Origin of the sequence: Streptomyces sp. CC53 (assembly GCF_001865245.1) — a bacterium.
Taxonomy (GTDB): Bacteria; Actinomycetota; Actinomycetes; order Streptomycetales; family Streptomycetaceae; genus Streptomyces.
Map to the genome: position 1 here is coordinate 1 of NZ_MKXB01000185.1, position 15,140 is coordinate 15,140.

Annotated in this window: 14 protein-coding genes and 1 riboswitch; of the genes, 9 read left to right on the top strand and 5 right to left on the bottom strand. The window is 76.0% G+C overall.

What is annotated here, in order from left to right; all coding sequences use genetic code 11:
• The coding region (locus tag BJP40_RS22920; protein ID WP_305727969.1) for a sigma factor at window positions 1-275 on the bottom strand (275 nt) is incomplete at its 3' end.
• 394 nt (window positions 276-669) lie between these two features.
• On the opposite strand from BJP40_RS22920, the gene BJP40_RS22925 reads away from it, so the two are divergent.
• Window positions 670-882 carry a hypothetical protein gene (locus BJP40_RS22925; protein ID WP_071282024.1) on the top strand — a complete coding sequence of 71 codons (213 nt, stop codon included), beginning with the start codon at window positions 670-672 and terminating at the stop codon, window positions 880-882.
• Window positions 883-919: 37 nt separating this feature from the next.
• Here BJP40_RS22925 and BJP40_RS22930 read toward each other — a convergent pair whose 3' ends face one another.
• Window positions 920-4,006, bottom strand: a complete 3,087-nt coding sequence (locus BJP40_RS22930) for an AAA family ATPase (protein WP_071282026.1) — start codon at window positions 4,004-4,006, stop codon at window positions 920-922.
• A 210-nt stretch (window positions 4,007-4,216) separates the two neighbouring features.
• Window positions 4,217-6,028: a S8 family serine peptidase gene (locus BJP40_RS22935; protein WP_177204452.1), complete on the bottom strand. Its 1,812-nt coding sequence runs from the start codon at window positions 6,026-6,028 to the stop codon at window positions 4,217-4,219.
• 1,121 nt (window positions 6,029-7,149) lie between these two features.
• On the opposite strand from BJP40_RS22935, the gene dhaK reads away from it, so the two are divergent.
• The 7 genes from dhaK to BJP40_RS22970 all read left to right on the top strand — a co-directional run bounded on the left by dhaK (window position 7,150) and on the right by BJP40_RS22970 (window position 12,127).
• Complete coding sequence (gene dhaK, locus BJP40_RS22940) at window positions 7,150-8,142, top strand: dihydroxyacetone kinase subunit DhaK (protein ID WP_071282028.1); 993 nt, start codon at window positions 7,150-7,152, stop codon at window positions 8,140-8,142.
• Window positions 8,130-8,768 carry a dihydroxyacetone kinase subunit DhaL gene (gene dhaL, locus BJP40_RS22945; RefSeq protein WP_371258684.1) on the top strand — a complete coding sequence of 213 codons (639 nt, stop codon included), beginning with the start codon at window positions 8,130-8,132 and terminating at the stop codon, window positions 8,766-8,768. Before dhaK ends, dhaL begins: the two co-directional genes overlap by 13 nt.
• Window positions 8,765-9,184, top strand: coding sequence for a PTS-dependent dihydroxyacetone kinase phosphotransferase subunit DhaM (locus BJP40_RS22950; protein WP_071282030.1), 420 nt, complete (start codon window positions 8,765-8,767; stop codon window positions 9,182-9,184). Before dhaL ends, BJP40_RS22950 begins: the two co-directional genes overlap by 4 nt.
• A gap of 44 nt (window positions 9,185-9,228) precedes the next feature.
• A riboswitch (cobalamin riboswitch) is annotated at window positions 9,229-9,434 on the top strand.
• 29 nt (window positions 9,435-9,463) lie between these two features.
• Complete coding sequence (locus BJP40_RS22955) at window positions 9,464-10,162, top strand: energy-coupling factor ABC transporter permease (protein ID WP_071282032.1); 699 nt, start codon at window positions 9,464-9,466, stop codon at window positions 10,160-10,162.
• Window positions 10,159-10,506: an energy-coupling factor ABC transporter substrate-binding protein gene (locus tag BJP40_RS22960; protein ID WP_071269626.1), complete on the top strand. Its 348-nt coding sequence runs from the start codon at window positions 10,159-10,161 to the stop codon at window positions 10,504-10,506. The genes BJP40_RS22955 and BJP40_RS22960 overlap by 4 nt, the downstream gene beginning before the upstream one ends.
• Before the next feature lie 5 nt (window positions 10,507-10,511).
• Window positions 10,512-11,258 carry a cobalt ECF transporter T component CbiQ gene (gene cbiQ, locus BJP40_RS22965; protein ID WP_071282034.1) on the top strand — a complete coding sequence of 249 codons (747 nt, stop codon included), beginning with the start codon at window positions 10,512-10,514 and terminating at the stop codon, window positions 11,256-11,258.
• Window positions 11,255-12,127, top strand: a complete 873-nt coding sequence (locus BJP40_RS22970; RefSeq protein ID WP_071282036.1) for an energy-coupling factor ABC transporter ATP-binding protein — start codon at window positions 11,255-11,257, stop codon at window positions 12,125-12,127. The genes cbiQ and BJP40_RS22970 overlap by 4 nt, the downstream gene beginning before the upstream one ends.
• A gap of 201 nt (window positions 12,128-12,328) precedes the next feature.
• Here BJP40_RS22970 and BJP40_RS22975 read toward each other — a convergent pair whose 3' ends face one another.
• A complete protein-coding gene (locus BJP40_RS22975; RefSeq protein ID WP_071282038.1) occupies window positions 12,329-12,703 on the bottom strand; it encodes a hypothetical protein in 375 nt (124 codons plus the stop codon).
• Entirely contained in the window at window positions 12,700-13,005 is a 306-nt protein-coding gene (locus BJP40_RS22980) for a hypothetical protein (RefSeq protein ID WP_143065993.1), read from the bottom strand. The genes BJP40_RS22975 and BJP40_RS22980 overlap by 4 nt, the downstream gene beginning before the upstream one ends.
• An 87-nt stretch (window positions 13,006-13,092) precedes the next feature.
• Between BJP40_RS22980 and BJP40_RS22985 the strand changes: the two genes are divergently transcribed.
• Window positions 13,093-15,126 carry an NADPH-dependent 2,4-dienoyl-CoA reductase gene (locus BJP40_RS22985; protein ID WP_071282041.1) on the top strand — a complete coding sequence of 678 codons (2,034 nt, stop codon included), beginning with the start codon at window positions 13,093-13,095 and terminating at the stop codon, window positions 15,124-15,126.
• Window positions 15,127-15,140: the final 14 nt, after the last annotated feature.

Sequence of the window (15,140 nt, forward strand, 5' to 3'; positions counted from 1 at the left end):
CCCGGGGCGGCCGCCGGGTCGGCGCGGCGCTGCCAGGCGCGCCGGCCGCGCAGGACCCGCCGCCAGCGGCTGACGGCGAGCCGCCACGCCACGGTGCGCACCCACGCCTCCGGGCCGAGGTCGCGGTCGAGTCGGTGCCGCTTGTCCCAGGCGCGGGCGAACGCCTCCTGCACGACGTCCTGCGCCTCGTGGAAGTCGCCCGTCATCACGTACAGCTGCCCGGTGAGCCGGCGGACCGCCTGCGCGTAGAACACGGCGAACTCCTCGTCGGTCACGGCGGCTCCCCCTGCCGGTCGGTCCTGGTGCACGGCACGGGCGGCACGCGTTCCCCGCCGACCAGGCTAGCCGGACCGGCCCGTCCACCGACCACCGGGCCGGACGCCTGCGGCGTGACGTCCGCCCCGTGGTCACGCGGGCCGGCCGGGGCGCGGTCGTACGGCAGGCGCAGCGCTCCTCGACACGCCGGTCCGCTCCCGGTGGCCGAAGGGCGGTGTCCCGTCGACCGCCCGAACCCGCCTCCCCCGGCCTCCGCTGACCGGCAGGCGGCCGTGATCGTGCCCGCGTCCCGTCGTACGGGCGGGCCGGTCACCGCCCGTACGACGGGACGCCACCCTTGGTCGTACAGGCGTGCGGCGTGACCGATCGGCGGGTGGCGGAGTTGAGGGGGGCATGAAGAAGCGCAGCATGCTCGCCGTGGCCTCGCTCGCCGCGGGTTTCGTCACCGCCCTCATCACCCCTCCGTCACACGCCGCCATCGGCGACGCGCTGCCCGACCCGGGGGCCCTGGTCGGCGCGGAGGCACTGGACTCGCTCGTGGAAGGCGCGACGGGCGGCGACCAGAGCACGGACAGCACCGCCACCCGTGGCGGGGAAGCCCGCTGATCCCACTCCCCCGCAGGTCCTCAGCCGGGGCCGCCGCTCACCGCGGCGGCCCCGCTCCGCTGTCCGGGCCGATGCTGAGGACCGTGGCGAGCTGGGCGCGGGAGCGCACGTCGAGCTTCTGGTAGATGCGGGTGAGACGCGCCTCCACCGTCTTCACGCTCAGGTAGAGCCGCGCCGCCGCCTCCTGGTTGCTGGCGCCCTGGCCGACGAGCCGGGCGAGGCGGGCCTCCGCGTCGGTGAGCCGGGACAGAGCGTCCCCGCCTGCGGGCGTCGACTCGGCGCGGCCCGGGACCTCCCCGGTGAGCCGCAGCCAGGGCGCGGCACCGGCGCGTTCGAAGACGGCGGCCGCCGACTGGAGGGCCTGCTGCGCGGCGGACCGCCTGCGGCGGCGGCGCTCCACGCGGGCCAGGGCGATCAGGCAGCGGCCCTGCTCCAGGACGAGCCCGTGGGCGGCGTACCGCTCGGCGGTCTCCACCAGCAGGGCGGCCGCCTCCTCGGGTTTGCCGCCCGCCGCCAGGCACAGGGCGTAGGCGCGGTCGAGGCCCAGCAGCACGGTGGTGCGGCCCAGGCGCTCCGCGACCGGGCCCACCTCGGCGAGGAGTTCCTCGGCCTGCTCGCGGGCGTCGTTGGCGAGCAGCGCCTCCGCGAGCTCCTCGTGCCAGCGGAGCATGGCGGGGTCGACGGTGCGCAGGGCCCGCTCGTTGTCCTGGACGCGCCGCAGGGTCTCCAGGGCCCCGGACACGTCCCCGGTGAGGAGCTGGACCCGGCCGAGGGCGTACAGGCTGCGGGAGAGGAAGACGTGGTCGCCCTCCTCGTCGGATGCCTGGACGCTGCGGCGGGCGTAGCTGGCGGCGCGGGCGAAGGAGCCGCCGGCGCCCTCCGCGAGGGCGAGGGTGTACCAGGCGGGGCCGGGCGAGAGGCCGGCTTCCAGGGTGAGGGCCAGTGAGCGGTGGGCGTGCTGGAGGGCGGCGGTGCACTGGCCGCGCCGCGCCTCGACGGCGGCGAGGGTGTGCAGCAGCTCGATGGTGTCCTCGACGGGGCCCCGCCGCTCGACCAGCGGCAGCAGGGCGTTGATCTGGTCGCGGGCCTCGCCGAGCCGGTCGTCGAAGAGCGCGTGGCGGGCGGTGAGGATCTGGGCGGCGTTGCGGACGCCCAGGGGCCGGTCGGCCATCTCCAGGGCGCGGGCCTCCGCGAGGGTGCGCTCGGCGTCGGGGGCGCCCAGCACCCGGTCCATGCGCGCCTGCTGGGTGAGTGCCTGCGCGGCCATGTGGCGGTCTCCGACGGAGGTGGCGAGCGCGGCGGACTCCACGGCGGCGGCGCGGGAGCGGACGGGGTCGGCGTCGGCCAGGACGTGCTTGACGGTGAGCCGCAGCAGCACCGCGGCGCGCAGCGCGGGGTCGCCCTCGGCGTCCTCCAGGGCGTGGACGAACATCTCGTCGAGGTCGGTGAGGCCCTGCCCCGCGGTGTCGATGACGGCGAGGCGGGCCCGGACCCGGTCCCCGGGGTCGGCGTCGCGGGCCAGCAGGTCGGCGGCGGCGCGCAGGGCGAGGTCGGCGCGGGCGGCGCGGGCGGCCTCCCCCGCGGCGGCGGCGAGCCGGGCGATCCGGCGCGGCCCGAGGTGGGCGGGGGTGGACTCGGCGGCCAGGAGGGCCAGTTCCGCGGCGAGGGCGCTGTTGCCGCGGCGGCGCACGGTGTCGACGGCCGCGGCGACCTCGGCAGCCAGGTCCTCGTCGGGGACGTCGGTGGCGAGGGCCCGGTGCCGTACGGCTTCGACGGGGTCGTCGACGACGCGGGCGAGGGCGGTGTGGGCGCGGCTGCGCTCGGTCCAGCAGGTGTCGTGGACGAGGGTCGTGGGCAGCAGGCCCGCGGTGAAGCGGACGGCGCCGTCCTCGGTGAGGGACACCAGTCCGGCGCGTTCGGCAGCCGCGAGTTCCGCCTCGGCGGAGGGCCGCCCGGCCCGGCGGACGAGGGCGGCGGTGGGGCGCAGGGCGAGCGCCGCCAGCAGCAGGGCGGAGCGGACCGCGGGCGGGGCGACGGCGAGCATCCGGCGGGCCAGGTCGCGGGCGCGGCCGGACAGCGGCAGCGCCTCGGCGTGGTGGACGGGGGTGCTGGCGTCGGCCAGGGAGCGGCCGACGGCGAGCGCGAGCCGCGGGTTGCCGCCGCTGGCGCGGTGGATGCGCCCGGCCATCCGGGAGGCGAGCCGGTGGTGCACCAGCAGCTCGGCGATCTCGTCGGCCTGGAGCGGCGGGACGAGGAGGACGTCGGCCTCGGACGGCACCCACAGGGCGAGCGGGCTGCCGCCCGCGGCGGCGTGGCCGGAGGGCGCCGCGGGTGCGGGTCCCGGCTCGGTGCCGGGTGCCGTGACGGCGGCGCTGTCGGCGCCGCGGCCGTCGGAACGGTACGGGGGGACGGCAGCGTGCGCGAGGGCCCCGCCCGGCGGGAGGCCGGCGCCTGGACCGGGTGTCGTGCCCGGGCCGTGAGCCGTGCCGGGGGCGTGCGGGGCGGTGTGGCCGTGCGCGGTGTCCGCGCCGTACGGGCCGAGGGCGTCGGGGGGCGTGCCGGGGCCGGGCGCCGGGTCGAAGCCGTACGGGTGGGCGGGGCCGTACGGCGCCGGCGTCTCGACGGCGAGGACCCGCAGCCCGGGCGGGGCCAAATGCAGCGCGAAGCGCAGCAGGTCGGCGCTCTCCGGGTCGAGGTGGCGGGTGTCGTCGACGACGAGCAGCACGGGCCGCTCCTCGGCGAGGGTGCGCAGGACGCGGGCGAGTGCGAGCCGCAGGGCGATGGGGTCCCGGTCGGCGTCGGGCACGGCGGCCTCGCGGCTCAGGACGGCGACGGCGGCGCGCTGCGGGCCGGGCAGTCCGTCGAGGGCGGCGGGCGGCACGGAGGCGACGAGCGCGGCGGCCGCCGCGCCGGGCATGTCCCGGTCCGACGGCTGCGGGGCGAGCCAGAGGACCGTCTCGCCGCGGTCCGCGGCCTCGGCGGCGGCGGCCTGGGCGACCTCGCTCTTGCCCACACCGGCCGGACCGGTGAGGACGGCGCGGCCCCTGGCGTGCAGGGTCTGGGTGAGCCGCTCGACGAGCCGGGCCCGGCCCACGAGCGTGGAGCGGTACGGCGTCGTCTTCATGTGCCACCACCCTCCGGTGCGCGCGGGCCCCCGCCCGTACGCAGCGGACCAGGTGTCCGCGCCCTGTGAGGATACGAAAGCGGAGGGCGGAGTCCAGGGGCCGTGTCCGGCATGTGGACGGCGGGATGCTGGGCGCGGGGCGGGGCGCGCCCCCGGCTGTGTGCCGCGGACGCGCCCCTGACCTGCGGTGATACTGATTCCTCAGGGCTGTCAGAAGGTGAGGCCCCAGGAGTCGATGTAGCCGGTGTCACCCGTGTACACATCCCGGACGCGGAGGGTCCAGGTGCCGTTCGCCGTCTCGGAGGAGGCGTCGACGGTGTAGGTGGCGAGGACGTTGTCGGCGCCGTCGCTGCCGCTGCTGTCCTTCAGTCGGTAGGCGCTGCCGTCCGGGGCGACCAGGTCGATGACGAGGTCACCGCGGTAGGTGTGCTTGATGTCGACGGCGACCTTCAGGGTGGCGGGGGCGTTGCCGGTGAGGCCGGTGACGCTGATCGGGGACGTCACCGTGGCGCCGTCGCTGATGGTCACGTTGGTTGTGCTGGAGAACGTGGTGCCGGTGCCCGGGGTGGAGCCGCCGCCGGTGACGGCGTTCACGGTCTTGGTGGCGTCCGCGATGCCGGCGCCGCAGCCGCCGGAGCAGGTGCCGGGAAGCGGTCGGGCGTTGGCCTTGATCGCGGACTCGATGTCGGCGGGGGTCAGCGAGGACTTCGCGGACTTCATCAGGGCGGCGAGGCCGGCGATGTGCGGGGCCGCCATCGAGGTCCCCTGGTACGGCTTGTAGTTCTCGCCGGCCTGCACCGTGGTGCCGGAGTTCAGCGTGGAGAGGATGCCGTTCTCGGGGGTGGTGACGGTGCCGGGGGTGTCCGTGGCGCGGCGGGTCTCGCCTCCGGGGGCGGAGACGTCGACGGTCGAGCCGTAGTTGGAGTAGTAGGAGCGGTTGCCCTCGCGGCTGGTGGACGCCACGGTGATGACGTTCGCGCAGTTGGCGGGGGTGAAGCCGGACGCGTTGGCGTTGCTGTTGCCGGCCGCGACGACGACGGTGGTGCCGCGGGAGACGGCTCCGTTGATGGCGTTGCGGTAGACGGTCGGGCAGGTGCTGCTGGCGCCGCCGAGGCTCAGGTTGATGACCTTGGCGGGGGTGGCGTTGGCGGGGATGCCGGGGACGCTGCCGCCGGAGGCCCAGGTGATGGCGTCGGCGATGTCGGCGGACGAGCCGCCGCACTTGCCGAGGACGCGGACGTGCTGGACCTTCGCGCCGTACGCGACGCCGGCGATGCCCTTGGCGTTGTCCGTCACGGCGGCGATGGTGCCGGCCACGTGGGTGCCGTGCCAGGAGGAGCTGCTGGCGCGGGAGCCGAAGCCGCACTCGTTGTCGGTGGCGTTCCAGTCGCCCTCGTCGGCGGGGTTGCCGTCGCGGCCGTTGCCGTCGCGGGCGTCGGCGGAGTCGGAGATGAAGTCGTAGCCGGCGACGGTGTTGGCGGCGAGGTCGGTGTGGGCCGCGTAACCGGTGTCGATGACGGCGACGGTGACGCCGCTGCCCGTGGTGGTGTCCCAGGCACCCGGCACGTTCATGCCGCCGGTGGGCTCGAAGAGGTCCCACTGCTTGGCGTAGTCGGTGTCGTTGGGGGTGATCGCCATGGGGTAGGCGCGGACGTCGGGCTCGACGGAGGCGACGGCCGGGTCGGCGCGGAAGGCCTCCATGACCTTGGCGGCGTCCTTGCCCGCGGCGTCGGCGCCGAGGTCCACGAGCGCGGCGCCGTCGGCGAGGCGGCGCTCGAAGGCCAGCTTCTCGCCGGTCTTCTTGCCCTTCTCGGCGGCGTCGCTCTTCGCGGCGGCGTTGGAGGTGGCCTCCGAGGTGCTCGACTTGTAGGTCACGATGAGCTTCTCGACCGGGGCGGTCGGGACGGCAGGGGTCATGGCCTGCGCAGCCGGGGCGGCCGGCTGCGGCTGGGGGGTGGCCTGAGCGGCGAGCGCCACCGAGGAGGTGGCGGCCACGCCGAGGATCGTGGCGCTCGCGGCCACCACGGATATCAGTCTCCGCCTGGAACCGTTCAAGGTGTTCCCTTTCAGGGGCTGGCTCCGGCGACTCCCGGAGCAGCTGACGGTGCGGAACGCGGGCGGGTGGCGCGGGACTGTGGCTGCGTGTGGGGTGCCTCCACAGCCCCGTGGGGCCGGGTGCGCCCCCGCGCCGCCGCCGGCGTGGACGGCCTCGTCGTCGGGGCCGTCACCGGTGGCGCCCCTGGGGCTGCGCACGCGTGGGGTTACATGCACCTGACATTTTCGAGTCAGCGAGGGGGAACCACCGGTGCCGGAACAGTAGGGAAACGCCGGATGAAGCCGATACGGGGAAAACCCTTGTCGCGCCCGCCCGGAGCGCTACCCGAGGGCGAGGGCACCCCCGGAACCCCCCTCCCACCTGCGGGTGTTGCCCGCGGGTGCGCACCGCCCCGGCCTGCTGGAGGCTCCACGCGCAGGCTGGTCCGGACCAATGCAGGGCACCGTACCAGGCATGCCCCGCGCGGGTACCGGCACGGGGCCGGGGGTGGCCGCGCCGCGTACGGGCCGGACGCAGTCGCACCGAGCGACGGCCCCCGCGGCGGGTCACGGGGCAACTGACGCCGGACAGCAGCGGGGCGGCGGGGCAGGGCGGAAGCAGCCCGTCGGCATGCGCCGGGCGGCGGCGAGGTGGGAGCCCGCACCTCCCCCCGGCCCCGGGCTGCGCCACCCGTCGGGCACCGGGGAGGTGGACGCCTCGCCGGGACACCCCGTCCCACAGCCACGCGACGCCCCGGACTCCCCCGCACCGGCCCGGCCGACCCGCACGCCCCGCTACGGAGTACCCCGCGAGAGGGGCGCCCGCACCGTCCGACACGGACCGGTGACGTGGACACCCTGCCGGTGCGCGCCGCCCTGCCCGCACCCCCGCCCGCGCCCGCCGCGCCCCTGGCCGCGATACCGGGCGGGCCCCGCCGCCCGTCCGACCGGGCACCGGGCACCGGGCGCCCGCGACCTGACGGGACCCGTCCGACCGGGAGCCGGCGCCGCAACCCGCCTGTGCTGCGCGGCAGGTCCCCTCGCGGTGGCGGGGCCCGGCGGCTAGTGTCCGGACCGGCCGGACAGCGCACTCTCGCGAGGAGACGCCGATGCGCATGCTGATCAATGTGCCCGAGACCGTGGTCACCGACGCGCTGCGCGGGATCGCGGCCGCACACCCGGAGCTGACCGTGGACGTGGAGCACCGGATCGTCCTGCGGCGCGACGCGCCGGTGGCCGGGAAGGTGGCGCTGGTGTCCGGCGGCGGCTCCGGGCACGAGCCGCTGCACGCCGGGTTCGTGGGGCCGGGCATGCTCACCGCCGCGTGTCCCGGCGAGGTCTTCACCTCGCCCGTGCCCGACCAGATGGTGCGGGCTGCCGCCGCCGCGGACGGCGGGGCCGGCGTGCTGTTCGTGGTGAAGAACTACACCGGCGACGTGCTGAACTTCGAGATGGCCGCCGAACTGGCGGAGGACGAGGGCGTCCAGGTGGCGAAGGTCCTGGTCGACGACGACGTCGCCGTGTCCGGCAGCCTGTACACGGCGGGGCGGCGCGGCACCGGGGCCGCGCTGTTCGTGGAGAAGATCGCGGGGGCGGCCGCAGACGAGGGCCGGCCGCTGGAGCAGGTCGAGGCGGTCGCGCGGCGGGTGAACGCCGCCTCCCGCAGCTTCGGTGTCGCGCTCGGCGCCTGCACCACGCCCGCGAAGGGGTCGCCGACGTTCGACCTCCCGCCGGGCGAGCTGGAATTGGGTGTCGGCATCCACGGCGAGCCGGGCCGGGAGCGGCGCCCCATGATGACCGCGCGGGAGGTCGCGGACGTGGCGGTCGACGCGGTCCTCGCCGACCTGGAGCCGACCGCCCCGGTCCTGCTGCTCGTCAACGGCATGGGGGCGACGCCCCTGCTGGAGCTGTACGGCTTCGGCGCCGAGGTGCACCGCGTGCTCGCGGAACGCGGGGTGGTGGTGGCACGGACGCTCGTGGGCAACTACGTCACGTCGCTGGACATGGCGGGCGCTTCGGTGACGCTGTGCCAGGTCGACGAGGAGCTGCTGCGGCTCTGGGACGCGCCGGTGGCGACGCCCGCGCTGCGGTGGGGGCGGTGAACGCGGTGGAGGCGCTGGACGCGGAGTTCTGCGTGCGCTGGCTGACCGCGGCGGCCGGCGCGGTGGAGCGGGAGGCCGACCGGTTGACCGAACTGGACTCCCCGATCGGCGACGCGGACCACGGGGTGAACCTGCGGCGCGGCTTCACCGCCGTGCGGGCCGCCCTGGAGGAGGCGCCGCCGGACACCCCGGGCGCGGTGCTGGTGCTCGCCGGACGGCAGCTCATCTCCACCGTGGGCGGGGCGTCGGGGCCCCTGTACGGGACGCTGCTGCGACGCACGGGAAAGGAGCTGGGCGACGCGGCGGAGGTGGCGCCCGGACGGTTCGCCGACGCGCTGGCCGCGGGGGTCGCCGCGGTGGGGCAGTTGGGCGGGGCGCGGTCCGGCGACAAGACCATGCTGGACGCACTGGAGCCTGCCGCGGCCGCCCTCACGCAGGACGCCGCCGCGTTCGGAGCGGCCGCACGGGCGGCCGCGGAGGGCTCGGCGGCAACGGTGCCGATGCGCGCCCGCAAGGGGCGGGCCAGCTACCTCGGCGAGCGGTCGGTGGGCCACGAGGACCCGGGTGCCGCGTCGTCGGCGCTGCTGCTCGCGGCGCTCGCCGAGGCCGCCGGGACGGCGCGGTGAGCGCCGGGGCGGGCGGCGCCCGCGTCGGGGTGGTCCTGGTGTCGCACAGCGCGGAGGTGGCCGAGTCCGTCGCGGCCCTCGCCCGCGGGCTCGCCGGAGGCGGTGACGCGGCGCCGGTGGCCGCGGCGGGCGGACTGCCCGGCGGCGGGCTCGGCACCAGCGCGGAGCTCGTCGCCCGGGCGGCGCGGGACGTGGACCGGGGCGCCGGGGTCGCGGTGCTGGCCGACCTGGGCAGCGCCGTGCTCACGGTGAAGGCGCTGCTCGCTGAGGAGGACGAACTGCCCGCCGGGACCCGGCTCGTGGACGCGCCGTTCGTGGAGGGCGCGGTGGCGGCCGTGGTCACGGCGACGGCGGGCGGCGACCTGGACGCGGTGGCGTCGGCGGCCTCCGACGCCTACGGCTATCGCAAAGAGTGAGCAAGTACGGGCGGCGTGTGGTTGTGAGGCACCAGTTCCAGCCACTAATGTCACAGGGCCTTGGTGTACGGGAAACCGGTGTGAAGCCGGTGCGGCCCTCGCCACTGTGAATCGGGAAGTCCGGCTCCACCCTCCGGTGACCACCGGGGAAGCCACTGGACCGCTGCGGGAGACCGCTGCGTCCGGGAAGGCGGAGCCGCGGCGGTACGACCCGTCAGCCAGGAGACCGGCCAGGGCGCGATTGTCCATCCACGAGGTGCTGGAGAGGGTCTCCTACCCATGCATATAGCCGAGGGGTTCCTGCCCCAGGGGCACGCCGTCGCCTGGACGGCGGCGGCCGCCCCCTTCGTCGTCCACGGGGTGCGCGCCCTGACCCGGGAGGTCAAGGCGCACCCGGAGTCCACCCTGCTGCTGGGCGCGTCCGGGGCGTTCACGTTCGTCCTGTCGGCGCTGAAGATCCCGTCGGTGACGGGCAGTTGCTCCCACCCGACGGGCACGGGCCTGGGGGCCATCCTGTTCCGACCGCCGATCATGGCGGTGCTGGGCACCATCACCCTGCTGTTCCAGGCGTTGCTGCTGGCGCACGGCGGCCTGACGACGCTGGGCGCGAACGCGTTCTCGATGGCGATCGTCGGCCCGTGGGCCGGATACGGGGTGTACCGGCTGCTGCGCCGGTTCGACGTGCCTCTGATGGCGGCCGTGTTCTTCGGCGCGTTCGTCGCGGACCTGTCGACGTACTGCGTGACCAGTGTGCAGCTGGCGCTCGCCTTCCCCGACCCGGCCGGCGGCGTCGCGGGCGCGCTCGGCAAGTTCGGCGGCATCTTCGCACTGACGCAGATCCCGCTCGCGGTGAGCGAGGGGCTGCTGACGGTGCTGGTGGTCCGGCTGCTGAGCCAGTCCAGCAAGGGTGAGCTGCTGCGGCTCGGCGTGCTGACGCCGGGTGCGCGGCGTACCGCGGAGGAGGCGGCGGTCCGATGAAGCGGAACACGAGGATCAATCTCCTCCTGGTGCTGGCCGTGGTCGTGCTCGCGGTGCTGCCGCTGGCACTGGGCATGGGCGAGGGGCAGGAGGAGCCCTTCGCCGGTGCCGACGGACAGGCGGAGGCCGCCATCGCGGAGATCGCACCCGACTACGAGCCGTGGTTCAGCCCGCTGTACGAACCGCCGTCGGGCGAGATCGAGTCGGCGCTGTTCGCGCTGCAGGCGGCCATCGGCGCGGGAGTGCTGGCGTACTACTTCGGGCTGCGACGGGGCCGCCGCCAGGGCGAGGAGCGGTCCGGGGGCGCGGCGGCTCCGACCGCGCAGGACACGGCCGCGGAGTAGCGCGGGTGCTGCCCATCGACGTGGCGGCGCACGGCAGCCGCTGGCGCCGCCGCCATCCCGCCGAGAAGGCGGTGCTCGGCCTCGGCCTGACGGGATGCGCGGTGGCGCTGCCGCCGTGGCCGGGTTCGGTCCTCGTCGCGGTGGCGGCGCTCACCGTGCTGCTCGGGCCCGCCCGTGTGGCGCCCCGGCAGCTGTGGCGGAGCTGGCGGCTGCCGCTCGGATTCTGCGTGACGGGTGCCGTGCCGCTGCTGTTCCAGGTGGGTGGGCCCGGCGGGTTCCTCGCGCTGGCACCGGACGGTCCCGCACAGGCCGGGCAGTTGCTGCTGCGCACGTCGGCGGCGTCGCTCGGCGTGCTGCTGTTCGCGTTCACGACGCCGGTGTCGGACCTGCTGCCCCGCCTGGCGCGGGCGGGGGTCCCGGCGCCGGTGGTGGACGTGGCACTGGTGATGTACCGGATCAGTTTCCTGCTGCTGGACGCGGTGGCGCGGATCCGGCAGGCGCAGGCGGCCCGGTTGGGCCTGGTGAGCCGTGCCGCGGCCTGGCGGTCGGTGGCGGGGCTCGCGGCGACCGCGTTCGTGCGTGCCTTCGACCGGGCGGCGCGGCTGCAGGACGGCCTGGCCGGGCGCGGCTACGACGGGACGCTGCGGGTGCTGGTGCCCGAGGCGCCGGTGGACCGCCGCTTCCTTGCCGCGTCGGCCGCGCTGCTGGCGGCGGTCGTCGCCCTGACTCTCGTACTGGAGGATGTCCTGTGACGGTCCCGGATGCGGTGCCCGTGGTCGAGCTGCGGGGGGCGTCCTTCGCGTACGAGGACGGCCCCGAGGTGCTCAGCGGAGTGGACTTCGCCGTGCCGGAGGGGCGGGCCCTGGCGCTGCTGGGCCGCAACGGCGGGGGCAAGACGACCCTGCTGCGGCTGCTCAGCGGCGGGCTGCGGTGCACGGCCGGGCGACTGCGGGTGACCGGTGCCGACGTGGCGTACGACAGGAAGGGGCTGACCCGGCTGCGGACCACCGTGCAGCTGGTCGTGCAGGACCCGGACGACCAGCTGTTCGCGGCGTCCGTCGGCCAGGACGTGTCGTTCGGGCCGATGAACCTGGGGCTGCCCGAGGACGAGGTGCGGACCCGGGTGCGGGAGTCCCTGGACGCCCTCGACATCACGGCGCTGGAGGACCGGCCGACGCACCTGCTGTCGTACGGGCAGCGCAAGCGGGCCGCCATCGCGGGTGCGGTCGCCATGCGGCCGCGGGTGCTGATCCTGGACGAGCCGACCGCGGGGCTGGACCCGCACGGTCAGGAGCGGCTGCTGGCCGTCCTGGACGGGCTGCGGGAGGCCGGGACGACGGTGGTGATGGCGACGCACGACGTGGACCTGGCGCTGCGCTGGGCGGACGACGCGGCGGTGCTGGTCCCGGAGGGCCTGCGCACGGGCCCCGTGGCGGAGCTGCTGGCCGACGCGGACCTGCTGCGGGCGGCCCGGCTGCGCCGTCCGTGGGCGGCCGCGGTGGCCGGGCTGCTGCGCAGCCGCGGCCTGCTCGGCGAGGGGGAGCCGGGCCCGGTCACGGCGGAGGAGCTGGACGCCTGGGCGGCGGCGCCCGCTGCCGCGGCGCCGCCCTGGGAGGGGTGACGTCCGTCCCGGGCCCGCGGGCGCCGGGCCTCCCGAGCGCGCAGCCGCGCCCGCGGGCCAACGGCACCTCCCGCCATGCCGTTTGCAGGGTTTCCCCGTACGGGCGGTGCCTTACGGCCGCACTCGCGCCGCGGCCGGTGCGTCTCGCCGAGCGGAGGCCCCGCGCACGCCGGTGGCGGCTCGGCCGATGAGGGCGCCGGCTCAGGTGGCGCCGATGAGAGCGAGGACCCCGACGGGCAGGAGCAGCATCCACTGCGGGAGCCGCAGGAGCGGGCGCGGCCAGTCGGCGGCCAGTGTGACGGTGAGGAACGCCACCGCGTACGCGAGGTACTGGGCGGCGATGAACAGCACGAGCGGCCTGCTGGGCGCGGATGCCCGTGCGAGGGCCGGCAGCGCGGGGGAGCTGAGCAGCAGGTCGGCGGTGACCATGTGCCACACGACGTGCAGGGTCCGCTCGGGTTCGGCGGCCACCCCACTGCCCAGCAGTGGGCGGACGACCGACCGGCCGCCGGCCGCGGCGTGAAGGACCGTGGTCGCCGCCGCGATGCCGCCCGCGGTGAGCAGCCGGCCGTTCACCGGACCCCGACCCCCTTGCCGACCATCCGGGCGATGCGCGGGGCGAGGTCGGCAGCGGGCCGTTCGCCGATGATGCCCAGATGGAAGAAGACCGCCCCGGCCAGGGTGTCCAGCACGAGGTCGGCGGGCAGGTCCGTGCCGGTCTCACCGCGCCGCCCACACCGGCACGCCTCCCCCGGCGGCGCGGCCGGGCGGCGCAGCGGCGGCGGCAGCCGCCCCTCGCCTTCCCCCTGCCGGCCCCGGCACCGCACCCCGCCTCCGGGGGCGGTCCCGCCCGCCGGCGCCCGCGTTGCCGAGGTCACAGGGCCAGCCTTATGCAACTTGTTGCACAAGCGGCCCCGGCTCGTCTACAACTGGGGCGACGTACCCGCGCGCGAGGAGGCGCCCCCATGACCCCGACCCCTGCACCGTCTGCGTACCCGCACCTGCTGAGCCCGCTCGACCTCGGCTTCACGACGCTGCCCAACCGCGTGCTCATGGGGTCCATGCACGTGGGCCTGGAGGAGGCCGAGAACGGCTTCGCGCGGATGGCGGCCTTCTACGCCGAGCGCGCCCGCGGCGGGGTCGGCCTCATCGTCACGGGCGGCATCGCACCGAACGAGGCCGGGCGGCCCTACGACGGCGGCGCCAAGCTGACCACCGAGGAGGAGGCCGCCAGGCACCGGTCCGTCACCGACGCCGTGCACGCGGCCGGCGGGCGGATCGCGATGCAGATCCTGCACTTCGGCCGGTACGCCTACCACCCCCAGCTGGTCGCCCCGAGCGCGATCCAGGCGCCGATCAGCCCGTTCGTCCCGCACGCCCTCACGGACGACGAGGTCGAGCAGACGATCGAGGACTACGTGCGGGCCGCCGAACTCGCCCGCTCCGCCGGGTACGACGGCGTCGAGATCATGGGGTCCGAGGGCTACCTGATCAACGAGTTCATCGCCGCCGCCACCAACCACCGGGAGGACCGGTGGGGCGGGTCGTACGAGAACCGGGTGCGGTTCCCGCTGGAGATCGTCCGGCGGACCCGGGAGCGGCTGGGCGAGGACTTCATCCTGATCTACCGGCTGTCCATGCTGGACCTCGTCCCCGGCGGGTCCTCGCTCGACGAGGTGGTCGCCCTGGCACAGCAGATCGAGGCCGCCGGGGCCACCCTCATCAACACCGGGATCGGCTGGCACGAGGCCCGCATCCCGACCATCGCCACGTCCGTGCCGCGCGCCGCGTACACCTGGGTGACGCAGCGGCTGATGGGCGCGGTGTCCGTGCCGCTCGTCACCAGCAACCGCATCAACACCCCCGAGGTCGCCGAGCAGGTGCTCGCCGAGGGCCGCGCCGACATGGTGTCGATGGCCCGCCCCTTCCTCGCAGACCCCGCCTTCGTGGCGAAGGCCGCTGCGGGCCGCCCGGAGACCATCAACACCTGCATCGGCTGCAACCAGGCCTGCCTGGACCACACCTTCAGCGGCCGGATCACCTCGTGCCTCGTGAACCCGCGCGCCTGCCACGAGACCGAGCTGGTCCTCTCCCCCACCCGCGTGCGCAAGCGCGTCGCCGTGGTCGGCGCCGGGCCGGCGGGGCTCGCCTGCGCGGTGTCCGCCGCCGAACGCGGCCACGACGTCACCCTCTTCGACGCCGCCGACGAGATCGGCGGCCAGCTGAACGTCGCCCGGCGGGTGCCGGGCAAGGAGGAGTTCGACGAGACGCTGCGCTACTTCCGCACGCAGCTGGAGCTGTGCGGCGTGGAGGTGCGGCTGCGCACCGCCGTGTCCGCCGAGACCGTCGCCGGCTACGACGAGGTGGTCGTGGCGACCGGCGTCACCCCGCGTACGCCCGCCATCGAGGGGGTGGACCACCCGAGCGTCGTCGGTTACCTGGACGTGCTCAGGAACGATGTCCCGGTGGGAGAGCGCGTGGCGATCCTCGGTGCGGGCGGCATCGGCTTCGACGTGGCCGAGTTCCTGACGGACGGCGGCGAGGGTGCGAGCCGCGACGCGGAGCTCTACTTCCGCCAGTGGGGGGTCGACACGGCGTACGGGGAGCGGGGCGGGCTGCGCAAGCCCGAGCGGCCGGCGCCGCCGCGCCGCGTGACGCTGCTCCAGCGCAAGACGTCCAAGGTCGGCGCCGGGCTCGGCAAGACCACCGGCTGGATCCACCGCACCGAGCTGAAACACCGCGGCGTGGCGATGGTCGCCGGGGCGACGTACCGGCGGATCGACGACGAGGGCCTGCACATCACGGTGGACGGGGAGGAGCGCACCCTGCCCGTCGACACGGTGGTGCTGTGCACCGGCCAGGAGCCCCGCCGCGACCTGTACGAGGAGCTGACGGCGGCCGGGGCGCGGGCCCACCTGATCGGCGGCGCCGACGTGGCCGCGGAGCTCGATGCGAAGCGGGCCATCGACCAGGGGACGCGGCTCGCGGCCACGCTCTGACCGACCGCCCCGGC

Bases quoted from the DNA above. Each gene is read 5' to 3' on its own strand.
- BJP40_RS22925 (WP_071282024.1), top strand. From the start codon at position 670: ATGAAGAAGCGCAGCATGCTCGCCGTGGCCTCGCTCGCCGCGGGTTTC.
- BJP40_RS22930 (WP_071282026.1), bottom strand. From the start codon at position 4,006: ATGAAGACGACGCCGTACCGCTCCACGCTCGTGGGCCGGGCCCGGCTC.
- dhaK (WP_071282028.1), top strand. From the start codon at position 7,150: ATGCGCATGCTGATCAATGTGCCCGAGACCGTGGTCACCGACGCGCTG.
- BJP40_RS22955 (WP_071282032.1), top strand. From the start codon at position 9,464: ATGCATATAGCCGAGGGGTTCCTGCCCCAGGGGCACGCCGTCGCCTGG.
- BJP40_RS22960 (WP_071269626.1), top strand. From the start codon at position 10,159: ATGAAGCGGAACACGAGGATCAATCTCCTCCTGGTGCTGGCCGTGGTC.
- BJP40_RS22985 (WP_071282041.1), top strand. From the start codon at position 13,093: ATGACCCCGACCCCTGCACCGTCTGCGTACCCGCACCTGCTGAGCCCG.